This is a genomic window from Streptomyces sp. NBC_01410, assembly GCF_045040195.1.
Taxonomy (GTDB): Bacteria; Actinomycetota; Actinomycetes; order Streptomycetales; family Streptomycetaceae; genus Streptomyces.
The window spans coordinates 3,593,123-3,617,430 of the sequence record NZ_CP109530.1 but is presented as its reverse complement, the minus strand read 5'-3'; the positions used below and the strand labels follow the sequence as shown (position 1 = coordinate 3,617,430).

Sequence of the window (24,308 nt, the reverse complement as noted above, 5' to 3'; positions counted from 1 at the left end):
GCAGGGCAGGAGAACCCCGCAGAACGTTGATGGCCCAGCACTCTGAGTACTGAAGTAGATGGCGAACCGGTGAATCGGTGAGGTGAAGCGCTGATGAGCACCACCCGGCAGCAACCGCCGGGCGACCTCGGTCCCGAGCCGAACGGCGCCGGCGCCGCCGACTCCTCCGGGGTGTCCGGCACCAGGGTGCGCAGGCTTGCCCTGGGCAGCGCGAGCGGCATCGTGCCGCTCGCGCGCGACTTCACGCGCCAGGCGCTCTACGACTGGGGCTGGCTGCCCGCCGCCACGGCCGACCGCCGGGCGGCCGCCGAAGATGTGCTGCTCGTCGTCTCCGAACTGGTCACCAACGCCTGCCTGCATGCGGAGGGCCCGGAGGAACTGCGGGTCGGCTGCGACGGCAAGGTGCTGCGCCTCGAGGTCATGGACCGCGGCACCGGCCAGCCCGCGCCGCGCACCCCGCACCGGGCGGGCCGGCCCGGCGGGCACGGCATGTTCATCGTCCAACGGCTCTGTCTGGACTGGGGAGTTGTCCGGGTCCCCGGCGCCCCGGGCAAGACGGTCTGGGCGGACCTCGCCGCTCCGTCGTAGCCGCTCGCAGTCGTGTACGACAGGTTTTGAAACTCTTGTGGAGCACGTCAATAGGGCGTGCTCTTTGTCTTCCCTCCCCAAGGTCGCAGGCGTACCTTGAGCGCCCGATCTGATGTGTCGTCAGTAACTTCGGCGACACCCGGCGGTAACTTCCGGCATGAGGGGAACTCGAGGTGTCGTACCAGAAGCGGACAGCTCTCTCGCTGGCAGCAGCGGTGGCGGGCTCGGTGGTGCTGATGGCCGCCCCCGCCGCCCATGCCAGTGTCCAGGACGTCGACTACCAGTGTCAGACGCCGATCGGGCCGAAAGGCGCGGTCTCGCCGATCGACATCAAGGCCGTCAAGAGCGGCAGCGGCTACCAGCTGACCATGACCTTCCAGAAGGGTGTCTCCTCCAGCCCGGTGGAGCTCGGCAAGGGCGCGATGAAGCCGAGTGCCTTGATCAAGCTGGGCGGGGCCGACGAGGGCACGGTCGCGGTGTCCGGGCCGCCGAACGCGGCCGCGATCCCCGCCAACACCCCCATCAAAATCAGTGACTTGTCGGGCACGTACACGCCCAAGAAGAGTGGCAAGGTCACCTTCACGGCCGGCGTGCTGACCATCAAGGCCCTTGGTACGACGACGACGTGCACGCCCAAGAACAATCCGAAGCCCTCCCTCGAACTGGACGTCGCCGCGGCGACCGGCTCCCAGTCCGCGCCCTCCGGCGGCGGCGAACTGCCCAGGACCGGCCCGCTCGACTCGGCCGTCGCGCTCGGCACGCTCGGCGGCACCGTGCTGCTGTCCGGGGCTGCCGGAGTGCTCTGGCTGACCAGGCGCGGTCAGCGGACCGCGAGCTGACCCGTGCTGCCGCGCCTCGCCGTCACCCTTGCCGCGCTGCTGTGCGCGCTGTGCGCCCCCGTGGCGCGGGCGGCGGACGCGGCATGGACGGTGCGGCCGGGCGGCGACCGGCCGTACGTCTATCTGGAGGGCGTGCCCGGAACGGTGCTGGAGGACACGCTGTCCGTGACCAACCCGGGCACGCAGCCGCTCACCGTACGGCTGCGCCCGGCCGACGCGTACAACACCGAGACCGGGGCGTTCGCCGTGCGCGGCGCGCGACAGTCCCACGGCGCGGGCACCTGGATCACGCTCGCCTCCGAGCGCGTGAGAGTTCCGCCGCGCACGCGCGCCCAGATCCCCTTCTCGGTCACGGTCCCCCCGGGCGCGCTCCCCGGCGACCACCCCGGCGCGATCATGGCGGCCTCCGGCAGGCGGGAGGCGGGCGTACGGATCCATCTGCGCGTCAGCGGCCCGACCCTGGCGGCCTTCACGGTCGAGCAGGTGAAGGTCTCCGGCGGCGCGATCCGCTACACCCTCGTCAACCGCGGCAACGCCGCCCTGACCCCGCGCGTGACGATCCGCGCGGACGGCCTCTTCGGCGAGGTGCTGCGCCGCGCGCCGCGCACGCTCCCGGTGGAACTCCTCCCCGCCCAGCGCGTCACCCTCACCGAGAAATGGCCCGGGCACCCGTCCCTGGACTCGGTGACGGTCCACGTCGAGGCGACGGCGCCCGGCGACGCCCGGGCGAAGGGGTCGGCGTCGGCGACGTTCGTGCCCTGGGCGACGGTGGCGGGTTCCGCGGCGGGGCTGCTCGCGGCGGCGGGCGGCACGGTGTGGTTCCTGCGCCGCCGAGGTCCTGCGGACCCTGATCGGGCCCCTGAACAGAACGGCAGCGAACGGCACTTGGCGAGGTCAGGAGCATGAGGATGTACGAAGCCGACGTGCCGCGTCGCGAAGCCGGTCCCGCGCAGACCCTCGCCGTCCTGCTCGCCCTGCTCCCGTTCCTGCTGTTCCCCCTGGCACCCCGCGCCGCCGCGGCCGACGCGCAACCCGAGGTCAAGCTCTCCCGCCAACAGGCGGGCGCGGGCGGGGACATCACCGTCAGCGGCAGCGGATGGCGGCCGAACACCCTGCTGATGATGCTCATCTGCGGGCAGGCCGTGCCCGGCAAAGGCGTCATCGGCGGCACCAACGCCTGCGCCAACGCCGACGGCCGCGCCGTCACCACCGACGCCAAGGGCGCCTTCAGCAAGAAGATGCCGGTCGCCGAACCGCCCAGACCCTGCCCATGTGTGGTGCACGTGGCGACCGTCACGGGTGAACAGGCCCTCGTGGACGCCCCGTTCGTCGTCGCGGGGCACCCCACCGCCCCGCTGCCCGGGCCCACCGGCGGCGGAAGGCTCGCCGTGCTCGCCGCCACCCGGCTCGAAGGCGACTCCGGCATCCTCGTCTTCTTCGGAGCCCCGCCGTCCCGCCGGCTCGAATTCACCGTCGGCAACCTGGGTTCCGAGCCGGTGAAGGACCCCGTCTTCCAGATCGGCACCGCGCACGGCGTCTTCGCCCCGCAGTGGGAGGAGCAGCAGTGGCGCGGCACCATCGCGCCCGGCCAGAAAGTGCTGGTCAAGCTGCCCGTCCAGCTCTCGGCCGGAGCGCACGGCGACTACCAGATCTCGGTCAAGTACGGCACCAAGGTGCTCGCCGAACAGCCGTGGGGCGTCGGCCGTCCCTGGGGCGTGACGATCTTCTGGATCCTGCTCGCCGTGGTCGTGCCCGCCGCCGTCTTCCGTATCGGCATGGCGGTCGTCGACCGCGTCCGCCCCCGCGCCCACGGCAACGGCCGCCACCGCACCGTACGGCTGCGCCGCAGGCCACCGGACCCCGGGCCGAGGAGCACCACGACCACCACGGCGGCTCTGCCGTGGTTCACACCTGACTCCGCACCGTCAGACAACCGGTCCACGACGAAGGGACATTCGTGAGCACGCAACGGAGGATGAGCGCGGCCGGGGTCGCGCTGATGCTCGGCGGCGCGGGGATCCTGCTGGCCGCAAGCCCCGCCCAGGCAGCCGAGGTCGCCTACAAGACGGAGTGCATCCCACCGCCCATCTCGGGGCTGCCACCCGTGCAGGGCACCACGAAGGTGCAGATCACCGCTCCCGCCGAGGCGAAGGTCGGCGACGAGGTCGAAGTGGTGTGGAAGTTCGTCGAGGCTGCCTCGAAGAACCCCGACATCCTCGACCTGGAGAAGGACACGGTGAAGCCGACCGGCACGCTGAAGGCGGCCGGGGCGCAGACCGTGAACATCGTGATGGAGGGACCGCGTTCGAACCCGCCGATCCCCAAGAACAGCCCGATGAAGCTGTCCGACATGAAGGGCAGGATCAAGCTGACCACGGCGGGGGAGGTCACGCTGACGCCGGACGCGTACAACATCAACGTCTCCAAGCCGATGTCGACCGACACCAAGTGCACGCCGAAGGAGACGGTCAAGGCGGCGGCGACGATCAAGGTGACGGACGGCGGGGGCGGTACGTCGGGCGGCACGACGAGCGGTGGTTCGACCTCGGGCGGAACCACGTCGGGCGGCTCGACGTCCGGCGGATCCACCTCCGGCGGGGGCGGCGGCCAGACCGACTTCCCCGGCAAGGAAGTCACCGTCGCCTTCGCGTGCAAGTCGCCGGGACCGGCGAGCATCAACTCCAAGGTGACCATCAACGCCAAGAAGAACGGCGGCAGTTACGACCTGGTCGTCAAGACGGCCAAGGGCGTCATGAACAGCCCGGCGGCACTCCCCGCCGGCGCACTCAAACCCTCCATGGCTGTCCTTCTCGGCGGAGCCGACAAGGGCACCGTCCCGGTCACCGGCCCCGCCAACCCCGACCCCCTCGAACAGGGCAAACCGGTCGACCTGCCCGACATGACCGGCACGTACAAGCCGGGCGCCAACGGCAAGTCCACACTCAGCCCCGGCACCCTGACGATCGACGTCACCCTGGGCGGCCAGAAGATCAGCATCCCGTGCACGGTCAAGGGCACGGCGGAGGCCTCCCTCGAACTCGACACCTCGGCCCAGCCGGGCGGCGCGTCGGGCAGCTCCAGCAACGGCAGCGGCAGCTCGGGCGGCGGCGCATCGAGCGGCGGCACGAGCACGAGCGGCGGCCTGGCCCAGACGGGCTCCGACAACGACGGCGCCCTCCGCGCCCTGGCCCTGGTCGCGGGCACGGTGATCCTGCTGGGCGGCGCGGTCTTCACCTTCACCCCGTGGCGCAGGCTGCGCGGTACGCGCTAGAGCGACCGACCGGCACATCGGCCCCGGCCCACCAGGCCGGGGCCGGACTGCGTCTGGCTCAGATGTTGCTCAGATCGGCCTTCGCGCTTTGCCTGTCCAAGATCCGGACGGATATGTTCCATGTATTCGCCTGAGTGAAGGCGGAGTTGGGCAATCGGCCATAAGTGCAGCTCGATGAGTTCTGGCCGTCCATCGTGGCGCACGGCCGCAGAAAGGAAAGCAAATGCGCTGGGGGAAGAAGTTCGCCACGGGCACGCTCGCCATCCTGATGGGGGCGACGGCGACAGGGCTGGTCACCGCGGCCCCGGCCGAGGCGGCCACGGCCAAGTACGCGTGCAAGGCGTACGCCGACATGGACGGCATTGGCAGGCCCACGGCCTACTCCACGTGTGTCAAGAAGGGCAGCGGCAAGGCTGTCCGTCTCCATCGGGTGGAGATCAAGTGCGACCAGGTTCAGGGCGCCCGCGAGACGGTCGTCACCTACACCCTCTACGGCCCGTGGGTGTCGCCGGGCAAGAAGTCGAACGTCAGGTGCGGCACCAAGAACTTCCTGCGCGGGTTCAAGGTCCAGACGAAGAGCTGACCAGCTGAACACATGAGCCGGGCCGGTACGAATCGCTTCGTACCGGCCCGGCTCTGTTGCGCCCGCAGGCGCGGGGGAGTTACTTGACGTCACCCATGAGCGCGCGGATCTTCTTGCCCGCCGTCATGAACGCGAGGCCCGCGACGACGGCGATGATCGCCCACATCGTGTAGTAGACGGCGTCGCCCAGCGGGGCGTTGAGCTTGGTGGTCCAGCCGTTCAGGGCGTTGCCCGTCGAGGTGGCGAGGAACCACAGACCCATGATCTGGCCGACGAACTGCTTCGGAGCCAGCTTGGTCGACAGGGACAGGCCGACCGGCGACAGGCACATCTCGCCGAGGGTCTGAACGAGGTAGACGCTGAGCAGCCAGAAGACAGTGACCTTGCCGGTCTCACTGTTGGCGGCGGCGGCGCCGGCCAGACCCATGATCGCGAAGGAGCCACCGATGAGGAGCATCGCCAGGGCGAACTTCATCGGGGTGCTGGGCTCGCGGTTGCGCTGGGCCAGCTTGACCCACAGAGCGGCGAACAGCGGGGCCAGGATGATGACCATCATCGGGTTGACCGACTGGTACCAGGAGGCCGGGAACTCCCAGCCGCCGATCATGCGGTCCGTCTTGTTGTCGGCGAAGATCGTCAGCAGCGAGCCGGACTGGTCGTAGATCATCCAGAACAGCACGGCGGTCACGAAGAACCACACGTAGGCCTGGATCTTCGGCCTGTCCTCGCTCTTCAGCGCCGGGTTACGGAAGATCATGGCGAAGTACACGATCGGCACGACGATGCCGAGGATGGCCAGGACGTTGACGATGTGCTCGATGTCGTACGTGCCCGCGACCAGGTCGATGACCAGCGCGCCGACGGCGATGCCGCCCCACAGCACGACCTTGCGCAGCGTCGCGCGCTTCTCCTCCGGCGAGGCCGGTGTGGCGGGCTCCTTGCCGACGTCACCGAGGTGACGGCCGCCCAGGATGTACTGGACGACGGCGAGGCTCATGCCGATACCGGCAACGGCGAAGCCGAGGTGCCAGTTGACGTTCTCGCCGAGGTAGCCGACAACCAGCGGAGCGGCCATGCCGCCGATGTTGATCGCCATGTAGAACAGCGTGAAACCGGCGTCGCGGCGGGCGCTGGGCTGCCCCTCGTAGAGGCCGCCGACCATCGCGGAGATGTTCGGCTTCAGCAGGCCCGTACCGACGGCGATCAGGGCGAGACCGCAGAAGAAGGCGATGTCGGTCGGGATCGCGAGGGTGAAGTGGCCCAGCGCGATGACGATGCCGCCGACGAGAACGGCCTTGCGCGCACCCCAGAGGCGGTCCGCGATCCAGCCGCCGGGCATCGCGCCCATGTAGACGACGGCGTTGTAGACACCGTAGATCGACGCGGCCAGGGCTTCACGACCCTCAAGGGGCCCGTCGAGAACACCCGCGATCAAGTAGAGGACGAGGATGCCGCGCATTCCGTACCAGGAAAAGCGCTCCCACATCTCGGTCATGAAGAGGGTGGCCATACCGCGGGGGTGGCCGAAGAAGGTCTTCTCGCCGGAGGGGGTACCGGCAGTGTCCTTCGTCAGGCTGGACGCCATGGGTCGATCCTTGCTAGCTCGGGACGCGGCGCTTCGTGAGCGGTACGCGCCCGGTGGGGGGCGGCCGGCACCGGGGAGGTGTCCCACCCCACGCCTTTGGGGCTCACTTCGCGGAAGGCGAAGACGGGGGACAGTCCGCACCGGGATCCACGCCCCGCGCGCTGTGTCGCGCTCGGGGCCCGGCCCACAGGTCATTCACTGTCTCGAGGCCGGCAACCCAACCTCGCGCAGCAAAGAGACCCTTGACCGGTCTGGCAGGCCAAAGGTCCCGTGTCGTGCTACAGGCGTCATGCCACCTTACGACACGACACGGCGGCATATGGAAGGACTTGAGAGATGGATCACAGGCATACCTGGAACCGGGTGCCCTGAATCGAAGGTCGTCATCATGATCGCATCCTTAACCCGCAGGCCTTGCCGATCACGCAACGACGCGTACGTCACGCGGACTACCATCACCCCATGACCCGTGTACTGCTCGCCGAGGACGACGCTTCCATCTCGGAGCCGCTGGCCCGCGCCCTGCGCCGGGAGGGTTACGAGGTCGAGGTCCGCGAGGACGGTCCGGCGGCGCTGGACGCCGGACTGGCAGGCGGTGTCGACCTCGTCGTGCTCGACCTGGGGCTGCCCGGCATGGACGGCCTGGAGGTCGCGAGACGACTGCGCGCCGAGGGCCACACGGTGCCGATCCTGGTGCTGACGGCCCGTGCGGACGAGGTCGACACCGTGGTCGGCCTGGACGCCGGCGCGGACGACTACGTCACCAAGCCGTTCCGCCTCGCCGAACTGCTCGCCCGGGTCCGGGCCCTGCTGCGCCGCGGCGCCTCTGAACCCTCGCCCGCGCCGTCGACGCACGGCGTGCGGATCGACGTCGAGTCGCACCGCGCCTGGATGGGCGACGAGGAACTGCAGCTCACGGCGAAGGAGTTCGACCTGCTGCGCGTCCTGGTCCGGGACGCGGGCCGGGTGGTCACGCGCGACCAGCTGATGCGCGAGGTCTGGGACACGACGTGGTGGTCTTCGACGAAGACGCTGGACATGCACATCTCCTGGCTGCGCAAGAAACTGGGCGACGACGCGGCGAACCCGAGGTACATCGCGACGGTGCGGGGTGTGGGTTTCCGCTTCGAAAAGAGCTGAGCCCCGGGACGGCCTCCCGCGCTCACGCCGTTCCGGTGGGGAGTGACCCTGTCCGGGCCGGACCTCCGGGTTCGCCCGCGAAGCCACCCACCGGGCAGCAACCGCCAACGCCCCTGGCCCACGGCAGCCACGACCCCTGGAAACGACCAAACGGACACCGCCGGAGAGCACCATGCGACGACGACTCATCACCTCGACCCTCGCCGTCGTCCTCGTCGTCATCGCCGTCTTCGGTGTCTCCCTCGTCCTCGTCGAGACCCGCACCATCTCCAGCAGCGCCCAGGAAAGCGTCGACTCCGAGGCCCTCCGGCTCGTCAGCATCGTCGACAGCCGGCTCATCGGCGGTGAGCCCGTCAACCCCGACATCCTCTCCGAGCAGAGCGGCGCCAAGCGGTACGCCCTGATCACGATCCCCGGCCGCGATCCGATCGAGATCGGCAAGCGTCCCACCGGCAGCGTCATCCGTGGGGTCGCGCACGGTGAGCGCAACGAGAGCGTCACCGTCGAGGAGTCCCGCTCGTCCGTGACGCGCGAGGTCGGGCGGACCCTGTTGATCATCGCCGGGGTCGCGCTGCTCGCCGTCGTCGCCGCCGTGCTGCTCGCCGTACGCCAGGCGAACCGCCTCGGCTCCCCGCTCACCGATCTCGCCGAGACCGCCGAGCGCCTCGGCTCCGGCGACCCGCGCCCCCGGCACAAGCGCTACGGCGTCCCCGAGCTGGACCGCGTCGCGGACGTCCTCGACTCCAGTGCCGAGCGCATCGCGCGCATGCTCACCGCCGAGCGCCGGCTCGCCGCGGACGCCTCGCATCAGCTCCGTACGCCGCTGACCGCGCTCTCCATGCGGCTGGAGGAGATCACCCTCACCGACGACCCGGACACGGTGAAGGAGGAGGCGAGCATCGCGCTCGCGCAGGTGGAGCGGCTCACCGACGTCGTGGACCGGCTGCTCACGAACTCCCGCGACCCCCGCACCGGCTCCGCCGTCGTCTTCGACCTCGACGAGGTGGTCAAGCAGCAGCTGGAGGAGTGGCGCCCGGCCTACCGCAGTGCGGGCCGCGCCATCGTCTGCTCGGGAAAGCAGGGCATGCAGGCCGTCGGCACCCCGGGCGCGGTCGCCCAGGTGCTCGCCGCGCTGATCGAGAACTCGCTCATGCACGGCGGCGGAACGGTCGCGCTGCGGACCCGTGTCACGGGAAACCAGGCCGTGGTCGAGGTGACCGACGAGGGCCCGGGCGTCCCGGCCGACCTCGGCGCGCGGATCTTCGAGCGGACCATCAGCGGCCGCAATTCCACCGGCATCGGACTGGCCGTGGCCCGGGATCTGGCGGAGGCGGACGGTGGCCGGCTGGAGCTGCTCCAGCAGCATCCGCCGGTTTTCGCGCTGTTCCTGAGCCGGGTGGCCCGCAGCCGCAAGAACGGCCCGCCCACGGTCCGCTGAAGCGGACGGCTCAGCGATCGACGCTCAGGCGGAGCCCGCCGCTCAGCGCCCGACGCGGTCGGGCTCCGGCCGCCGCTGCCCCAGGAACGATTCCGCCGTGTGCACGGCCTCGCGTGCTGGCAGCGCCCGGAAGACCCAGGTGCGGTAGGACCAGAAGCGGAACAGCGTCGCGAGGCCGATGCCGAGGAACTTGAAGATGTTGCTCTGCAGCGGGCTGTCCCAGTCGAAGCCGTACGTCGCCGCGTACAGAATGCCGTTCTCGATCACCAGGCCGACCACGCTGAACAGCAGAAAGAGCGTGAGCTCCTTGGTGCGTCCGCTCTTGTCGCGGTCCCGGTAGGTGAAGTACCGAAAGCCGACGTAGTTGAAGGCGATCGCGACGACGGTCGCCAGAATCGACGCCCGCACCACGGGGATCTCGGTGGTGTGGCGTACGAGGTTGAAGACGGCGAGGTTGACCAGCAGCCCCGCACCGCCCACCGCTCCGAACTTGGCGACTTCGCGGGAGAGCTGATCGAGCTGCCCGCGCAGCGCACTGCCTCGTTCACTCATAGTGAGAGTCCAGCCCCATCGTTTCGGCAGCGTCAACGCAGCCATGCTAACCACCCGCTCTCGCCCCCGCCCGGGGACGTACCCAACCATGTGGCGAGGCTGTGACAAGCCCGACCCCGGCCGGGCGCCGCGGGCGGCAGGGGGCGCCGGGGCGGCGGATACCCTAAGAGGGTGACGTTCCCGGTAGTCGGCATGGTCGGCGGCGGCCAGCTCGCCCGTATGACCCACGAGGCGGGCATCCCCCTCGGCATCAGATTCAAGCTCCTCAGTGACACCCCGCAGGACTCCGCGGCCCAGGTGGTCAGCGATGTCGTCATCGGCGACTATCGCGATCTGGACACGCTGCGTGAGTTCGCGCGGGAGTGCGACGTGCTCACGTTCGATCATGAGCATGTCCCGATCGAGCACCTGCGCGCCCTGGAGGCGGACGGCATCCCCGTCCGCCCGGGGCCCGACGCCCTGGTGCACGCGCAGGACAAGGGCGTGATGCGCGCGAAGCTCGACGAGCTCGGCGCGCCCTGCCCGCGCCACCGCATCGTCACGGACCCCGCCGATGTGACGGCCTTCGCCGAGGAGGGCGACGGCTTCCCCGTCATCCTCAAGACCGTGCGCGGCGGCTACGACGGCAAGGGCGTCTGGTTCGTGCGTACGCAGGCCGACGCCGAGGCCCCCTTCAAGGCGGGCGTCCCCGTCCTCGCCGAGGAGAAGGTCGACTTCACCCGTGAGCTGGCGGCGAACATCGTCCGCTCCCCGCACGGCCAGGCCGTCGCCTATCCCGTGGTCGAGTCACGGCAGGTCGACGGCGTCTGCGACACGGTGATCGCACCCGCGCCCGGCCTGGACCCGGAGCTGGCGGGCCAGGCGCAGGAGCTCGCCCTGCGGATCGCCGACGCGCTCGGCGTCGTCGGCCATCTCGCGGTCGAGCTGTTCGAGACGACCGACGGCCGCATCCTGGTCAACGAGCTGGCGATGCGCCCGCACAACTCCGGCCACTGGACCCAGGACGGCGCGATCACCTCGCAGTTCGCCAACCATGTCCGCGCGGTGCTCGACCTGCCGCTGGGCGACCCGCGCCCGCGGGCCAGGTGGACCGTGATGGCCAACGTCCTCGGCGGCGACTACCCGGACATGTACCAGGCGTATCTGCACTGCATGGCCCGCGATCCGCAGCTGAAGATCCATATGTATGGCAAGGACGTCAAGCCCGGCCGCAAGGTGGGTCACGTCAACACTTACGGCGACGATCTGGACGACGCGCTGGAGCGCGCCCGTCACGCAGCCGGCTATCTCAGAGGAACGATCAACGAATGAGCCCTGTCGTTGGCATTGTCATGGGGTCCGACTCCGACTGGCCCGTCATGGAGGCCGCCGCGCAGGCCCTGGACGAGTTCGAGATCGAGTACGAGGTCGACGTCGTCTCCGCGCACCGGATGCCGCGCGAAATGATCGCCTACGGAGAGCAGGCCGCCGACCGCGGCCTCAAGGCGATCATCGCGGGCGCCGGGGGAGCGGCCCACCTTCCGGGCATGCTCGCCTCCGTCACCCCGCTCCCGGTGATCGGCGTCCCCGTACCGCTGAAGTACCTCGACGGCATGGACTCGCTGCTGTCGATCGTGCAGATGCCCGCGGGAGTGCCCGTCGCCACGGTCTCGGTCGCCGGCGCCCGCAACGCGGGTCTGCTCGCGGCCCGGATCCTGGCCACGCACGACGACGAACTCCTCGCCCGTATGCGGGAGTTCCAGCAGGAGCTGAACGACCAGGCGACCGAGAAGGGCAAGCGGCTGCGAACCAAGGTCGCAGGTGCGGATTCCTTCGGCTTCGGGAAGTAACAGCGCATGGAATCCCCCACGGACCACCTGAGCCAGGCACGCGAGCTGCTCGCGTCCCACCCGGTCGTCGACGGCCACAACGACCTGCCCTGGGCGCTGCGCCAGCACGTCCGCTACGACCTGAACCGCATGGACATCGCCGGTGACCGGACCGGCGAGCTGCACACCGACATCCCGCGGCTGCGCAAGGGCGGCGTCGGCGCGCAGTTCTGGTCCGTGTACGTACGCAGCGACATGGCGGGCGACGACGCGGTCAGCGCGACCCTGGAGCAGATCGACGGGGTGCGCCAGCTGCTCGAGCGCTATCCGGCGGACCTCGCCGCCGCACTGTGCGCGGACGACATCGAGAAGGTGCGCGGCGAGGGCCGTATCGCCTCTCTCATGGGCGCCGAGGGCGGCCACTCCATCAACAACTCCCTGGCCACGCTGCGGGCGTTGTACGCGCTGGGCGTGCGCTACATGACCCTGACCCACAACGACAACATCGCGTGGGCGGATTCGGCGACCGACGAGGTCGGCGTCGGCGGCCTGTCGGCCTTCGGCCACGAGGTCGTACGGGAGATGAACCGGATCGGCATGCTCGTCGATCTCTCGCACGTCGCCCCCTCGACGATGCGCGACGCGCTCGGCACCTCGGTCGCACCGGTCGTCTTCTCGCACTCGTCGGCCCGGGCGATCTGCGACCACGTACGCAACATCCCCGACGACGTGCTGGAGCGGCTGCCCGCGAACGGCGGCGTCGCGATGGCCACGTTCGTGCCCAAGTTCATCCTGCCCGCGGCGGTCGACTGGACCCGCGCCGCCGACGAGAACATGGAGGCGCACGGCCTGCACCCCCTGGACACCACGCCCGGGGCGATGAAGGTCCACGCCGCGTTCGAGGCGGCGAACCCGCGGCCGGTGGCGACGGTCGCGACCGTCGCCGACCACCTGGACCACATGCGCGAGGTGGCCGGCGTCGACCACATCGGCATCGGCGGCGACTTCGACGGGACGGCCTTCACACCGGCCGGTCTCGAAGATGTCGCGGGCTATCCGAACCTGATGGCGGAACTGCTCGGCCGCGGCTGGTCCGCCTCGGACCTCGCCAAGCTGACCTGGCAGAACGCGGTCCGTACGCTGCGCGCGGCGGAGGACGTCGCCCGCGGCCTCCAGGCGGAGCGCGGTCCCTCGAACGCGACGATCGAGCAGCTCGACGGCTGAGACGGGCCGACGGGAGTACGGGCCGTATGCGGGGCGTATCCCGCATACGGCCCGTACCCCCGAACGCACCACCTGCCGTGAAGCCTCGCCGCTCCCGTGCCACGGTTGATCCACGGCACCGCCGTCGACGCTCGGAGCACCCATGGCAGATCTGCAGAACGACCCCCCGGCCGAGACCATAGCCGTCGGCAACCTCGACGATGTGGCGCCGCCGCGCAGAGAGCCGTCCACCGAGCCCGCCGACCCGGCCGCCGCAAGCCCGGCCGGCGGAAGCCTGGAGCGCGCACGCGAACTCCTCGCCGCGCACCCGATAGCCGACGGCTGCAGCGGGCTCGCCCTGGCGTTGCGGGAGCTCCCCTCGTACGACATCGAGGACGGCGAGCGCATGCTGGAGACGGACATCCCGCGGCTGCGGGACGGCGGGGTGGGCGCGCAGTTCTGGTCCCTGCAGGTGCGCGGCGAGCCCACGGGGGACCGCGCGGTGACGGCGACGCTGGAACAACTCGACCTGGTCCGCGCCCTGGTGGCCGAGTGCCCCGACGGCCTGCGCCTGGCTCTGAGCGCGGGCGACCTGGCCGACGCGCGCAACTGCGGCCGCATAGCCGCCCTGCTCGGCCCGGTGGCGGGCCCGGCCCTCGGCGATTCGCTCGCCACACTGCGCGCGTATCACGCCCTTGGCGTCCGCAGCGTCACCCTCGCGGGCGCCCGCTGGACACAGCGCGCCGGACTGACCCCCTTCGGCCAGGAGGTCGTCCGGGAGATGAACCGTCTGGGCATCCTCGTCGACCTCTCCGGCTGCACGCTGGAAACGATGCGCCGCGCGCTCGTCGTGGCCAAGGCTCCCGTCGTCATCTCACACCACCCGGAGCCGGTCCCGGACGACGTGCTGCGCCAGCTGCGCGCCAACTGCGGTGTGTGCATGGTCGCCTGCACGGGCGCCTCGATCCGTGAGACGGCGGACCGCCTGGACCATGTCCGCGAGACGGCGGGCCCGCAGTCGGTGGCCCTGACCGGCGCCTACGACACGGGCTCCCCGCACGCCCCCGGCCTGGCGGATGTGTCCTGCTTCCCGCGCCTGATCGCCGAACTCCTGGACCGCGACTGGCCGCAGCCCGATATCGAGGCCCTGACCTGGACGAACGTGTCCAGGGTTCTCAGGGACGCGGAATTCGTCTCCCGCGCGATCCAGGCGCGCCGGCCCCCGTCGACGGCGAGACCGACACCGCAGGACGGCTGAGCCGCGGGGCCGGAGCTCTTTCTCAGCAGGCGCAGAGGCAGAACGGATGCCCGGCCGGGTCCGCGTACACCCGCCACGACCGCGCCTTGTCGTCGGCGTCCAGCGCCTTCGCGCCCAGTGCCAGTACGTCCTTCTCCGCCGCGTCCAGGTCGTCCACCGTCAGGTCCAGATGGAACTGCTGGGAGGCGTCCGGCGCGGGCCACTTCGGCGGTACGAAACCGGGCGAGACCTGGAACGAGAGCGGCGTCCCGGCGGCTCCCCTGAGGGACACCCAGCCGTCGCCGTCGTTCTCGATCTCACCGCCGAGCACGCCTGCGTAGAAGCGGCCGAGTGCGACGGGGTCGGGACAGTCCAGCACGACGGTCCCCAGGGTGGCGATGGGCATGACTCCTCCTCGGAAAGAGTTACCGTTGAAATGGCTCAACCGGTAACGGTTACTTCATGCTCCCGCATCGGAGGTAACGTCGCAACCATGAATGAGAGGGAAACCGCGCCAGGTGGCCTCGCGCTGGTCGAGGCCCTGGTGAACACGCTCGATGTCGAGACCGGCACCGACTCCCTCGACACGGAGGACGGCCGCGCCGTCTTCGGTCTCGCCGAGCAGGACGTGCCGCCCGCGCGCGAACTGCGTGAAGCCCTGCGCGCCGCCTGCCTCGCGCACGCGGGCCACCGGTCGGACCGTTCGCCCGCCGCGCTGGACGACCTGCTGGCCGGGGCGCCGCTGTACGTCACCGTCGCGGAAGACGGCACCGCCGCACTCCGCCCGGCGGACCCGGACGCGCTCGTCTCCCGCATCGCCGAGGCGCTCGCCGCGGCGTCGGCCGACGGGACATGGGCGCGGCTGAAGGCGTGCGAGGCGGAGGACTGCCGGTGGGTGTACTACGACCGCAGCCCGGGCGGTCGACGCCGCTGGTGCTCGATGTCGGTCTGCGGCGCCCGCGCCAAGATGCGCACGTACCGGGCCAGGGGCAAGGCTTCTGCCGGGGGCTGAATTTCAGCCCGTCCGGCGTTTGAGGACATGCGGCCGAAGGTCGCATACGGGGTCTGGGGGCTTGCCCCCAGTTCGGGATTGGGCGGGTAGGGGAAAAGGTCCCCCGGGCCGAGCCCTACGCCCGCGGCCGCCCCATCGCCCGATACGTCCAGCCCGCCTCGCGCCACTTCACCGGGTCCAGCGCATTCCGCCCGTCCAGGACGATCCGGCGCGACGTGACCCGGCCCAGCGCCGCCGGGTCCAGTTCGCGGAACTCGCGCCACTCCGTCAGGTGCAGCACCACGTCCGCACCCCGGACCGTCTCCAGCGCCGTGTCCGCGTACCCGAGGGTCGGGAACAGCCGGCGCGCGTTGTCCATGCCCTTGGGGTCGTACACCGTGACCTGACCGCCCTGCAGATGGATCTGCCCGGCGACATTCAGCGCGGGCGAGTCCCGCACATCGTCCGAGTCGGGCTTGAAGGACGCCCCGAGCACGGCCACCCGCTTGCCCAGGAACGATCCGCCGCCCACGGCCTCCCGCGCCAGCTCCACCATGTGGCCGCGGCGCCGCATATTGATCGAGTCGACCTCGCGCAGGAAGGTCAGCGCCTGGTCGGCGCCCAGCTCACCGGCGCGGGCCATGAACGCGCGGATGTCCTTCGGCAGACAGCCACCGCCGAAGCCGATGCCCGCGCGCAGGAATTTGGAGCCGATGCGCTCGTCGTATCCGATGGCCTCGGCGAGCTTCACGACATCGCCGTCGGCGGCCTCGCACACCTCGGCCATCGCGTTGATGAAGGAAATCTTCGTCGCGAGGAAGGAATTCGCGGAGGTCTTCACCAACTCGGCGGTGGGGAAGTCGGTCACCACGAACGGCGAGCCCTCGCCGACCGGTGTCGCGTACACCTCGCGCAGCAGCTTCTCCGCACGCTCGCTCTCCACACCCACCACGATCCGGTCGGGGTGCAGCGTGTCCTGGACGGCGAAGCCCTCGCGCAGGAACTCGGGGTTCCACGCCAGCTCGGCGTCCGCGCCCACCGGGGCCAGTTCGGTGAGCAGAGCCGCCAGCCGGGCCGCGCTGCCGACCGGGACGGTCGACTTGCCGACGACCAGGGCGGGCCGCTTCAGCTGCGGCGCGAGCGAGGCGAAGGCGCGGTCGACGTACGACATGTCGCAGGCGTACTCGCCGTGTTTCTGCGGGGTGTTCACGCAGACGAAGTGGACGTCGCCGAACTCCCCGATCTCCTCCCACGAGGTCGTGAAGCGCAGCCGCCCGCTCGATCCCTCGATCCCGGCGACATGCTTGGCAAGCAGCTCCTCCAGCCCCGGCTCGTACATCGGGACCTTGCCCGCGGAGAGCATCTCGATCTTCTCGGGCACGACATCGAGTCCGAGGACCTCGAAGCCCAATTCAGCCATGGCCGCGGCGTGGGTGGCGCCGAGATATCCGGTGCCGATCACGGTGATCTTGAGGGCCATGCGGTGCTCCAGTGAATCGCGGGCTGGGAATGCCTGCCCGAGCATAGCCGCGCCCCGCACCGGGGTCGCGAGCCCGGCGAGCAGAGCTCTTTTCCGCTGTCGCCAAGGTCACGTATGCCTTGGGGCTGCTGGACCTTTAAAATTAGGTTACTTAACGGTAGTTAGCGTTCCCTGGGGAGTGAGAGACAGTGGCCGGATCGGCTGATTTCGACCTGTACCGCCCGTCCGAAGAGCACGACATGCTCCGTGACGCCATCCGCTCGCTCGCCGAGGCGAAGATCGCGCCGTTCGCGGCCGAGGTCGACGAAGAGGCCCGCTTCCCGCAGGAGGCGCTGGACGCGCTCGTCTCCGCCGACCTGCACGCCGTCCACGTCCCCGAGGAGTACGGCGGCGCGGGCGCCGACGCCCTCGCGACCGTGATCGTCATCGAAGAGGTCGCGCGCGTCTGCGCCTCCTCCTCTCTTATCCCGGCCGTGAACAAGCTGGGCTCGCTCCCGGTGATCCTTTCCGGCTCCGAGGACCTGAAGAAGAAGTACCTGGGCCCGCTCGCCAACGGCGACGGGATGTTCTCGTACTGCCTCTCCGAGCCGGACGCGGGCTCCGACGCCGCCGGGATGAAGACCAAGGCCGTCCGCGACGGCGACTTCTGGGTCCTCAACGGTGTGAAGCGCTGGATCACCAACGCCGGCGTCTCCGAGTACTACACGGTGATGGCCGTGACCGACCCCGAAAAGCGCTCCAAGGGCATTTCGGCCTTCGTCGTCGAGAAGTCCGACGAAGGCGTCTCCTTCGGCGCCCCGGAGAAGAAGCTCGGCATCAAGGGCTCCCCGACCCGCGAGGTCTACCTCGACAACGTCCGCATCCCCGCCGACCGCATGATCGGCGCGGAGGGCACCGGCTTCGCCACCGCGATGAAGACCCTGGACCACACCCGCATCACGATCGCGGCCCAGGCTCTCGGTATCGCCCAGGGTGCGCTGGACTACGCCAAGGGCTACGTCCAGGAGCGCAAGCAGTTCGGCAAGCCGATCGCCGACTTCCAGGGCATTCAGTTCATGCTCGCCGACATGGCCATGAAGCTCGAGGCCGCCCGCCAGCTCACCTACTCCGCGGCCGCCAAGTCGGAACGCGGCGACGGGGACCTGACCTTCTTCGGCGCGGCGGCGAAGTGCTTCGCCTCCGACGTCGCGATGGAGGTCACGACGGACGCGGTCCAGCTGCTCGGCGGCTACGGCTACACGCGCGACTACCCGGTGGAGCGCATGATGCGCGACGCCAAGATCACCCAGATCTACGAAGGCACGAACCAGGTCCAGCGGATCGTCATGGCCCGCAACCTGCCGTAGCAGGGTTTTTGCAGGTCAGAGCCCCTGTGGCTCGGTCAGGAAGGCTAGCTCGGGTTCCGGCCCGTTCGAGCCCATTCCGGGGTGAACCTGGGTGTCTGCTCTGATCGCTCGAACAAACCAAAGGACGCCCCTGCTGTGATCGGCAGGGGCGTTCGTTTGTTGGATCAGCGGCGGAGGTTCCGGAACGCGTCCGTACGGCGCCGGAGTGGGCTCGCCGGGCGAGGAATCGGCGGCGGGCGGTACTGAACGCGCGGGGCTCGTCGCTGGACGAGTGAGGTCCTTACGCCGACGGTCCGGGCGACGGGCTATGCGTACCGGGGGAGGTCCCCGGTCGGGATGGTCCAGTCGCCGATGGTGACGTCCTCGCCGTACACGAACTCCTTGCGCGTGGCGTAGCGAGGACCCGCCGGGGTGGAGTGGATGTCGCAGAGCACCGCTCCCGAGCCGGTGCGCGGATCGAAGACCGCGTAGACCGGGACGCCGAGGAGGGGGTAGTCCCGCATCTTGCCCACCCAGTCGTTGTCCGGGTTCGACCGCGAGACGACCTCGATCGCAGCGAGGAGCGTGCGAGGATCGAACGAACCCTCGCCCTCCATGTCGGACTCGGCGATCACCATCACGTCCGGGTGCCGCATGATGCCCTCGGACGGGTGCTCCACGTCCGGTGTGCCGGTATGGGCCACAAGCTCGTCCGGCAGGACCTTTTCGAGGCGCCTGCGTACCCGCAGCACGGTGAGTTCGTGCGGTCTGGCGGGCGACATCATGTCGTGGACGATCCCTTCCTTGGTGATCTCGAACTTGCCGGGAAGGGTGTCGTCCATCGACTGAACGAACTCGCGCATGACCTGGTACTGGCGGGCGTCGTGCTGCGCGTCGTCCGGGGCGATGGTCATGGTGCTCGCTCCTCGTCGTCCGTACCCGGCGGCAGGGGTCGTCCCCTTCATGCTAGGCGGCCTCGGCGAGGTCGGTTCTGCAGTCGCGACACCGGCCTGGTTCCGGGGAGCGGAAGGCGCGGTCGCACCGGTCGCAGTTCTGGAGTGGGTCGCGGGGTCTTGGGGGCGTGGGTGCGGCGTGGAGCGGGGGCGGGAGGAGCGCGGTGAGCCGGTGGGCGAGGAGTCCTGCGGGCTGTTTCAGCCGGTCGGGCAGGTCGGCGGTGAGCGCGTGGCGTACGGCGTCGGGGTGGACGTCACGTTCGAGCCAGGCGGCGACGGCGGGGGCCAGGCGGCGGACATCGTGCTCGCCGAGGAGCAGCCGGGGCTCGTCGCGGCGCAGGCCCGCGAGGAGGTCGGTGGCCGCACGGTGGCGCTCCAGGTCGGGTGTCTGCGGCTGGGGGAGCGGCGGGCGCGCGGGGGGCTGGTGCGGTACGGGGGCGGGGGTCGCCTCCGTGGCGGGGGCCGGTTGGGCGGGCTCCGGGGCCAGGGGCTCGGCGGGCTCGGGTTCCGCTGCGGGAGGCGGGGGTGTGGCTCGTACCGGCGCCGGTCGGCCGGGCTCGGTCTGCGGCTCGGGCTCTGCGGCGGGAACCGGGGCGGCACCGGGCTGGTTGTACGAGATCGTGCGCGTGACGAGCTTGCCGCCGGGGAGGCGTTCCAGGGTGCGTGCCAGGTAGCTGTGTTCCTCCAGTTCGCGCAGGGCGGCGGCGATGCGGGCCTCGCTCTCCGGGAAGCGGTCGGCGAGCACCTTGATGCTGGTCTTCGCCCCGTCGGGCAGCGACTGGATGTGGACGGCGAGCCCGATCGCGGTGAGCGACAACTCGCCGTGCTGGGCGAGGTGGTTGCCGACGATCGTGAAGCGGCTGGTGTGGACCGAGTTCATGTGGATCGCACCGAAAGGGGTGACGCGTCCGGGTACACGGGACGAGGCGCGCGAGGGCGCGCTAACCTGCTGGGTATCCATCGGGAAGGGCCTAACTTCCTCGGTGGTCAGGCCCTCGATCGGGATTGCAGTCCCGGCCGGGGGCCGACGCATGTCTGTGGTTGTCGCGGCGAGCATATGCCCGTCAACCCGCCCGAAATCCAGCTCGATTGGCCAAAGTCACCCGGGAGGGTGACGGGGGCGGGGTGGGGTTGGGTGGGTACTTTCCCCCGTTCTTTCAAACGTTCTTAAGAGCTTTTTGCGTCGTGCGGCAGCGCGTCGCGGACAACCGGGTCGTAGGCATCCGCGACCCCGTGTGACCAGTCACCGTACGAGGTCGAGCTCGGCACAAACGGCTTACGGGGCACGGGTCCTGAGGCCACGCCCCACCGGGCGGCGAGCGCTTCCACGATCAGCAGACCGCGCCCGGACTCGGAGTCGGCGGCCGGGGCGGTGGGGGTGCCGGGGCCGGGCGGAATGCGGTCGCCACGGGTGTCGGTGACCTCGATCCGCAGCCGCTTGCCGTCGTCCTGGACGGCGAGATCCAGCCGGAAGTCCCTTCCCGGTACGCGGCCGTGAACGGTGGCATTGGTGGCCAGTTCGGCGACGATGTGCGCCGCCGACTCCGACGGCAGTCCCCAGGAGGCCAGTTGAGCCGTGGTCAGCAGGCGGGCGAGCCGGGCTCCTCGGCGCCTGGGGGAGAGCATCACGGTGAACTGACGGGCAGGAGCAGAAGGTTCGGTTCGGGTGATTTCCAGATTCACGTGACTCAGCGTGGCCGGTCCATGCTTACGCTGAACAGAGCGACGCGTGTACGGACAGTGACTGTCCATGTAGCGTACGGCCCTGTCCATCCGGTACGACGTCGACACGGATGAAAGCGGGTGTCGTATGGCGGACGAGATCGGCACGGACGAGCCGGACCGGGACGTGGATCTGGATGACGACTCAGGAGCGGTGATCGCGGCGGTCGGCCGACAGGTCCGGCTCTGGCGCGAGTCAGCCGGGATGCGCGCGGCGGAGCTGGGCGCGGCGATCGGGTACGGCGAGAACCAGGTCTACAAGGTGGAGACCGGCAAGCGCATCCCGAAACCGGAGTTCCTGGACCGGGCGGACGAGGTCCTGAGCGCGGGCGGGAAGCTGGCCGCGATGAAGAAGGACGTGGCGGAGGCCAGGTACCCGAAGAAGGTGCGGGACTTGGCGAGGCTGGAGGCGGACTCGGTCGAGCTCGGCGCGTATGCCAGTGTCACGGTGCACGGCCTGCTGCAGACCGAGGAGTACGCCCGTGCGCTCTACGGAGAACGCCGACCCGCGTTCTCTGAGGACGAAGTGGAGCGGCGGGTGGCGGCGCGCATGGCCCGGCAGTCGGTATTCGAGCGGCAGCCCGCGCCGCTGCTCACCTTCGTTCAGGAAGAGGCGACGCTGAGGCGGCCGACTGGGGGAAGAATTGTGTTGCGCCGCCAGCTCGAACGACTGTTGGAACTATGCTCGTTGAGGCACGTCGAGATTCAGGTCATGCCGACGGAGACCGAGGAGCACGCGGGCCTCGACGGCTCGCACCGGGTGCTTAAGCTGAGGGACGGTACGGCTGTGGGCTACAACGAAGTTCAGCTCACCAGCCGTCTTATCAGCGATCCCAAGGAGGTCCAGATTCTTGAGATGCGGTACGGCCTGATCAGGGCCCAGGCACTCACGCCTCGGCTGTCGCGGACCTTCATCGAGAAACTGCTGGGAGAGACATGAGCGTCAAGCCCTCGGCCGGAGTTCCTTCCGGGCTGACCTGGGTCAAGAGCAGCTACAGCGGGGCCGACGGCCCTGACTGCGTTGAGGTCGCCGCTGCTGTCAGCACGGTCCACGTCCGTGACTCCAAGAACGTTCCCGGCCCGCAGCTTGGCTTCACGCCCGGCGCGTGGACGGACTTCGTGACGTACGCGTCTGAGAGCTGACCCCCGAGAAGCGCGCCCCGAGCCCATTTGATCCGGGGGCTCGCCGGGCGCCTCAGATCACCACGGCCGACCCGTAGTTGCCGGCATGCATCTGCGAGCAGAGGGCCCGGCAGCCTCCGAAGTATTCGGCGAACTCGGGCTTGTTCTTCCATGCGTTGAGGGAGTCGACGTCCCGCCACTCCGCAAACGACAGGAAGTGATCCGGGTCGTTCAGATCATGGATGAGCCGAGCCGTCACGAAGCCCTCGTTCGCTTCCCTGGTCCAGGTCAGAAACGTGGTCCATCGCTCGATGAACTCCTCGGCCTTGTCCTCGGCCACGTGCCAGCTGCCCGAGGCCCAGTACTTGGTCTCCTCAACCATGCGCGCGCCCCTCGTTCCTTGATCGCTGTGCTCGTCAGCCTAGGACCGGCCCCTCGGGTGCGCGATCTCAGCGCCGCCGGCCGGATGAGGCACGACAAAGGCTCCGGACCCGTGAGGTCCGGAGCCTTCAGCCGGGCGCGATGCCCCCGGGCGCGTCAGCGGTCCGAGGTGACCGTGACCTTCTCGTCGTTCTTCAGCTGCTCGACGAGCTGCTTCACCTTGGCCTTGTCCCAGACCAGGTTGCCGCCCCTGCTGCCCGAGATCGGGATGTTCATCGATGTGCCGTCGCCGCCCGTGACGCCCTTCATCGCGAAGAACATCTGGCCCAGCGACCACAGGGACATGTCCTTGTCCACGATCAGCGTGTCCAGGCCCGCGCCCGCCGTCGGATAGAACTTGAACGGGTTGAGGATCGTGCCCGGCGTCGCCGTCTGGCTGGCGAGGGCCGCGAGGAACTTCTGCTGGTTCTTCGTACGGTCCAGGTCGCTGTTCGCGAAGGCGTACCGCGTCCGTACGAACGCCAGCGACTGCTCGCCGTCCAGCGTCTGCTTGCCCGCCTGGAAGTCAGCGCCGGACTTCTTGTCCTTGAAGGCCTTCGGGATGTCGATCTCGACGCCGCCGATCGCGTCCACGATGTTCGCGAAGCCGGCGAAGCCGATCTCGACGTAGTGGTCGATGTGCAGGCCGGTGTTGTGCTCGACGGTGCGGACCAGCAGCTCCGGTCCGTCCTCCGCGTAGGCCGCGTTCAGCTTGGTGTGGCGGCCCTTCGCCGGGAAGACCTTGCCGGACTGGGAGCCCTTGAAGGAGGGGATCTCCACGTCCGAGTCGCGCGGCAGCGAGATCAGCGTCGGGCCGTTGGAGCCGTCGTGCAGGATCATCATCGAGTCGGTCCGCTTGCCCTCGGCCGAGCCCGTGTGGAGCTTCTTCTTCTCCTCGTCCGACATGCCCTCACGGCTGTCGGAGCCCACGATCAGATAGTTCGTGCCCTCGCCACCGCCCGGGCGCTCGATGACCTTCGAGAGGTCGACCTCGCGCTTGAGCTTGGAGTCGGCCCAGAAGTACGTGCCTATGGACACCGCGAGCAGCAGGACGACCAGCGTCAGCGAACCGATCTTGAGCCGTCGGCGCCAGTCGGGGCCGGTGTGCGGCGGGTAGCCCTGCGGGGGGCCGCCGTTGCCGCCGCCGCCATTGCCTCCGCCCTGGCCTCCGTAGACCTGGCCCGTGTTGTAGCCGCTGTCGTAGGGGGTGTCGTAACCGTCGTCGTACCCCTGCGACTGCTGCTGCGGGACCGGTCGTCGCTGCACATGGCGCATCGCGCGAGCTCCTTCGGGCTGGGCGCCCTGGCTGCCGCGTCCGTATCCATCGGGCCATTCGTTCATGCGGACCAGTGTGCAGGCCGGGGCTTCCGCCTCACAGGGCGGGTGGGAAATAGGGCCAGGGCTGTTGCCAAGCTGATGCAATGTGGCCCGGCATATGGTGGAGGGCATGACAGATCTGGCCCAGCGCCCGGAATCAGAGATTCCGGGTAAGCCCACCTCGGCGTCCCGTACCACCTTGAGTCACATCATGACCGGCAGTGATACCAACCTTCTCGGCACGGTGCACGGCGGCGTGATCATGAAGCTGGTGGACGACGCGGCGGGCGCGGTCGCGGGCCGCCACTCGGGCGGGCCCGCGGTCACGGCCTCCATGGACGAGATGGTCTTCCTTGTGCCGGTGCGCGTCGGGGATTTGGTTCACGTGAAGGCCCAGGTCAACTGGACCGGGCGGTCCTCGATGGAGGTCGGCGTGCGGGTGCTCGCCGAGCGCTGGAACGAGTCGACCCCCGCGACGCAGGTCGGCAGCGCGTATCTCGTCTTCGCCGCGGTCGACGGGGACGGCAAGCCGCGTTCCGTACCGGCGGTGATCCCCGAGACCGAGCGGGACCAGCGGCGCTATCAGGAGGCGCAGATCCGGCGCACGCACCGGTTGGCGCGGCGCCGCGCGATCAAGGAGCTGCGCGAGAAGCGCGCGTCGGAGGGCCTGGAGGCCTGACCGGGGCGGAGCCCCCGAACCCGCGCCGGGCCTCTGTCGCGGACCGGGCGCCGGG

General features: G+C 69.7%; 25 protein-coding genes and 1 pseudogene. 17 read left to right on the top strand and 9 right to left on the bottom strand.

All coding sequences use genetic code 11. The features are described 5' to 3' along the window. The first annotated feature begins 93 nt into the window (after positions 1 to 93). From OG741_RS16440 to OG741_RS16415, 6 genes are all read left to right on the top strand, one after another. Positions 94 to 588 carry an ATP-binding protein gene (locus OG741_RS16440; RefSeq protein WP_405598535.1) on the top strand — a complete coding sequence of 165 codons (495 nt, stop codon included), beginning with the start codon at positions 94 to 96 and terminating at the stop codon, positions 586 to 588. Between the two features lie 173 nt (positions 589 to 761). Next, positions 762 to 1,427: a peptidase gene (locus OG741_RS16435; RefSeq protein ID WP_405598533.1), complete on the top strand. Its 666-nt coding sequence runs from the start codon at positions 762 to 764 to the stop codon at positions 1,425 to 1,427. 3 nt (positions 1,428 to 1,430) lie between these two features. Next, positions 1,431 to 2,333 (top strand): hypothetical protein, encoded by a 903-nt coding sequence (locus OG741_RS16430; protein WP_405598531.1) that lies wholly within the window; start codon positions 1,431 to 1,433, stop codon positions 2,331 to 2,333. Continuing rightward, complete coding sequence (locus OG741_RS16425; RefSeq protein WP_405598529.1) at positions 2,330 to 3,388, top strand: hypothetical protein; 1,059 nt, start codon at positions 2,330 to 2,332, stop codon at positions 3,386 to 3,388. Before OG741_RS16430 ends, OG741_RS16425 begins: the two co-directional genes overlap by 4 nt. A 14-nt stretch (positions 3,389 to 3,402) precedes the next feature. After that, positions 3,403 to 4,698, top strand: coding sequence for a hypothetical protein (locus OG741_RS16420; protein WP_405605601.1), 1,296 nt, complete (start codon positions 3,403 to 3,405; stop codon positions 4,696 to 4,698). A gap of 223 nt (positions 4,699 to 4,921) precedes the next feature. Continuing rightward, positions 4,922 to 5,281 (top strand): hypothetical protein, encoded by a 360-nt coding sequence (locus OG741_RS16415; protein ID WP_405598528.1) that lies wholly within the window; start codon positions 4,922 to 4,924, stop codon positions 5,279 to 5,281. Positions 5,282 to 5,360: 79 nt separating this feature from the next. Here OG741_RS16415 and OG741_RS16410 read toward each other — a convergent pair whose 3' ends face one another. After that, positions 5,361 to 6,866 (bottom strand): peptide MFS transporter, encoded by a 1,506-nt coding sequence (locus OG741_RS16410; protein ID WP_405598526.1) that lies wholly within the window; start codon positions 6,864 to 6,866, stop codon positions 5,361 to 5,363. A gap of 462 nt (positions 6,867 to 7,328) precedes the next feature. Between OG741_RS16410 and OG741_RS16405 the strand changes: the two genes are divergently transcribed. Together OG741_RS16405 and OG741_RS16400 are read left to right on the top strand one after the other, a co-directional pair. Continuing rightward, the gene (locus tag OG741_RS16405) at positions 7,329 to 8,006 is read left to right on the top strand and encodes a response regulator transcription factor (RefSeq protein WP_405598524.1); all 678 of its coding nucleotides are present in this window, start codon (positions 7,329 to 7,331) and stop codon (positions 8,004 to 8,006) included. Positions 8,007 to 8,178: 172 nt separating this feature from the next. Further along, positions 8,179 to 9,444, top strand: a complete 1,266-nt coding sequence (locus OG741_RS16400; protein WP_405598522.1) for an ATP-binding protein — start codon at positions 8,179 to 8,181, stop codon at positions 9,442 to 9,444. A gap of 42 nt (positions 9,445 to 9,486) precedes the next feature. Here the strand turns inward: OG741_RS16400 and OG741_RS16395 are convergent, their stop codons facing one another. Continuing rightward, a complete protein-coding gene (locus tag OG741_RS16395; protein ID WP_266475845.1) occupies positions 9,487 to 9,996 on the bottom strand; it encodes a GtrA family protein in 510 nt (169 codons plus the stop codon). Between the two features lie 192 nt (positions 9,997 to 10,188). On the opposite strand from OG741_RS16395, the gene OG741_RS16390 reads away from it, so the two are divergent. From OG741_RS16390 to OG741_RS16375, 4 genes are all read left to right on the top strand, one after another. Further along, positions 10,189 to 11,307 carry a 5-(carboxyamino)imidazole ribonucleotide synthase gene (locus OG741_RS16390; RefSeq protein ID WP_405605599.1) on the top strand — a complete coding sequence of 373 codons (1,119 nt, stop codon included), beginning with the start codon at positions 10,189 to 10,191 and terminating at the stop codon, positions 11,305 to 11,307. After that, positions 11,304 to 11,825, top strand: coding sequence for a 5-(carboxyamino)imidazole ribonucleotide mutase (purE, locus tag OG741_RS16385; RefSeq protein ID WP_266475849.1), 522 nt, complete (start codon positions 11,304 to 11,306; stop codon positions 11,823 to 11,825). The genes OG741_RS16390 and purE overlap by 4 nt, the downstream gene beginning before the upstream one ends. Positions 11,826 to 11,831: 6 nt before the next feature. Further along, positions 11,832 to 13,028 carry a dipeptidase gene (locus tag OG741_RS16380; protein WP_405598517.1) on the top strand — a complete coding sequence of 399 codons (1,197 nt, stop codon included), beginning with the start codon at positions 11,832 to 11,834 and terminating at the stop codon, positions 13,026 to 13,028. A gap of 142 nt (positions 13,029 to 13,170) precedes the next feature. Continuing rightward, entirely contained in the window at positions 13,171 to 14,265 is a 1,095-nt protein-coding gene (locus tag OG741_RS16375; RefSeq protein WP_405598515.1) for a dipeptidase, read from the top strand. A 22-nt stretch (positions 14,266 to 14,287) separates the two neighbouring features. On the opposite strand, the gene OG741_RS16370 is transcribed toward OG741_RS16375, so the two are convergent. Next, entirely contained in the window at positions 14,288 to 14,650 is a 363-nt protein-coding gene (locus tag OG741_RS16370; RefSeq protein ID WP_405598512.1) for a VOC family protein, read from the bottom strand. 87 nt (positions 14,651 to 14,737) lie between these two features. Here OG741_RS16370 and OG741_RS16365 point away from each other — a divergent pair, with 87 nt between their 5' ends. Then, positions 14,738 to 15,256 carry a CGNR zinc finger domain-containing protein gene (locus tag OG741_RS16365; protein WP_405598509.1) on the top strand — a complete coding sequence of 173 codons (519 nt, stop codon included), beginning with the start codon at positions 14,738 to 14,740 and terminating at the stop codon, positions 15,254 to 15,256. Between the two features lie 115 nt (positions 15,257 to 15,371). Here OG741_RS16365 and OG741_RS16360 read toward each other — a convergent pair whose 3' ends face one another. Beyond that, a complete protein-coding gene (locus tag OG741_RS16360) occupies positions 15,372 to 16,715 on the bottom strand; it encodes a UDP-glucose dehydrogenase family protein (RefSeq protein WP_405598506.1) in 1,344 nt (447 codons plus the stop codon). Positions 16,716 to 16,903: 188 nt separating this feature from the next. Here OG741_RS16360 and OG741_RS16355 point away from each other — a divergent pair, with 188 nt between their 5' ends. After that, positions 16,904 to 18,061 (top strand): acyl-CoA dehydrogenase, encoded by a 1,158-nt coding sequence (locus OG741_RS16355; protein WP_405598504.1) that lies wholly within the window; start codon positions 16,904 to 16,906, stop codon positions 18,059 to 18,061. 305 nt (positions 18,062 to 18,366) lie between these two features. Here OG741_RS16355 and OG741_RS16350 read toward each other — a convergent pair whose 3' ends face one another. The 3 genes and pseudogenes from OG741_RS16350 to OG741_RS16340 form a co-directional block, all read right to left on the bottom strand. Continuing rightward, positions 18,367 to 18,954: a Uma2 family endonuclease gene (locus OG741_RS16350; RefSeq protein ID WP_405598501.1), complete on the bottom strand. Its 588-nt coding sequence runs from the start codon at positions 18,952 to 18,954 to the stop codon at positions 18,367 to 18,369. 52 nt (positions 18,955 to 19,006) lie between these two features. Beyond that, entirely contained in the window at positions 19,007 to 19,954 is a 948-nt protein-coding gene (locus tag OG741_RS16345; RefSeq protein WP_405598498.1) for a helix-turn-helix domain-containing protein, read from the bottom strand. A gap of 282 nt (positions 19,955 to 20,236) precedes the next feature. Beyond that, a pseudogene (locus OG741_RS16340) lies at positions 20,237 to 20,676 on the bottom strand (ATP-binding protein). Positions 20,677 to 20,803: 127 nt separating this feature from the next. Between OG741_RS16340 and OG741_RS16335 the strand changes: the two are divergent. Both OG741_RS16335 and OG741_RS16330 read left to right on the top strand, forming a co-directional pair. Further along, complete coding sequence (locus tag OG741_RS16335; RefSeq protein WP_405598497.1) at positions 20,804 to 21,655, top strand: helix-turn-helix domain-containing protein; 852 nt, start codon at positions 20,804 to 20,806, stop codon at positions 21,653 to 21,655. Then, the gene (locus tag OG741_RS16330; RefSeq protein WP_405598494.1) at positions 21,652 to 21,858 is read left to right on the top strand and encodes a DUF397 domain-containing protein; all 207 of its coding nucleotides are present in this window, start codon (positions 21,652 to 21,654) and stop codon (positions 21,856 to 21,858) included. Before OG741_RS16335 ends, OG741_RS16330 begins: the two co-directional genes overlap by 4 nt. 52 nt (positions 21,859 to 21,910) lie before the next feature. Here the strand turns inward: OG741_RS16330 and OG741_RS16325 are convergent, their stop codons facing one another. After that, positions 21,911 to 22,219 carry an antibiotic biosynthesis monooxygenase family protein gene (locus tag OG741_RS16325; protein ID WP_405598492.1) on the bottom strand — a complete coding sequence of 103 codons (309 nt, stop codon included), beginning with the start codon at positions 22,217 to 22,219 and terminating at the stop codon, positions 21,911 to 21,913. A 155-nt stretch (positions 22,220 to 22,374) separates the two neighbouring features. After that, positions 22,375 to 23,598, bottom strand: coding sequence for an LCP family protein (locus OG741_RS16320; RefSeq protein ID WP_405598491.1), 1,224 nt, complete (start codon positions 23,596 to 23,598; stop codon positions 22,375 to 22,377). Positions 23,599 to 23,704: 106 nt separating this feature from the next. On the opposite strand from OG741_RS16320, the gene OG741_RS16315 reads away from it, so the two are divergent. Further along, entirely contained in the window at positions 23,705 to 24,253 is a 549-nt protein-coding gene (locus OG741_RS16315) for an acyl-CoA thioesterase (protein ID WP_405598490.1), read from the top strand. Positions 24,254 to 24,308 lie beyond the last annotated feature (55 nt).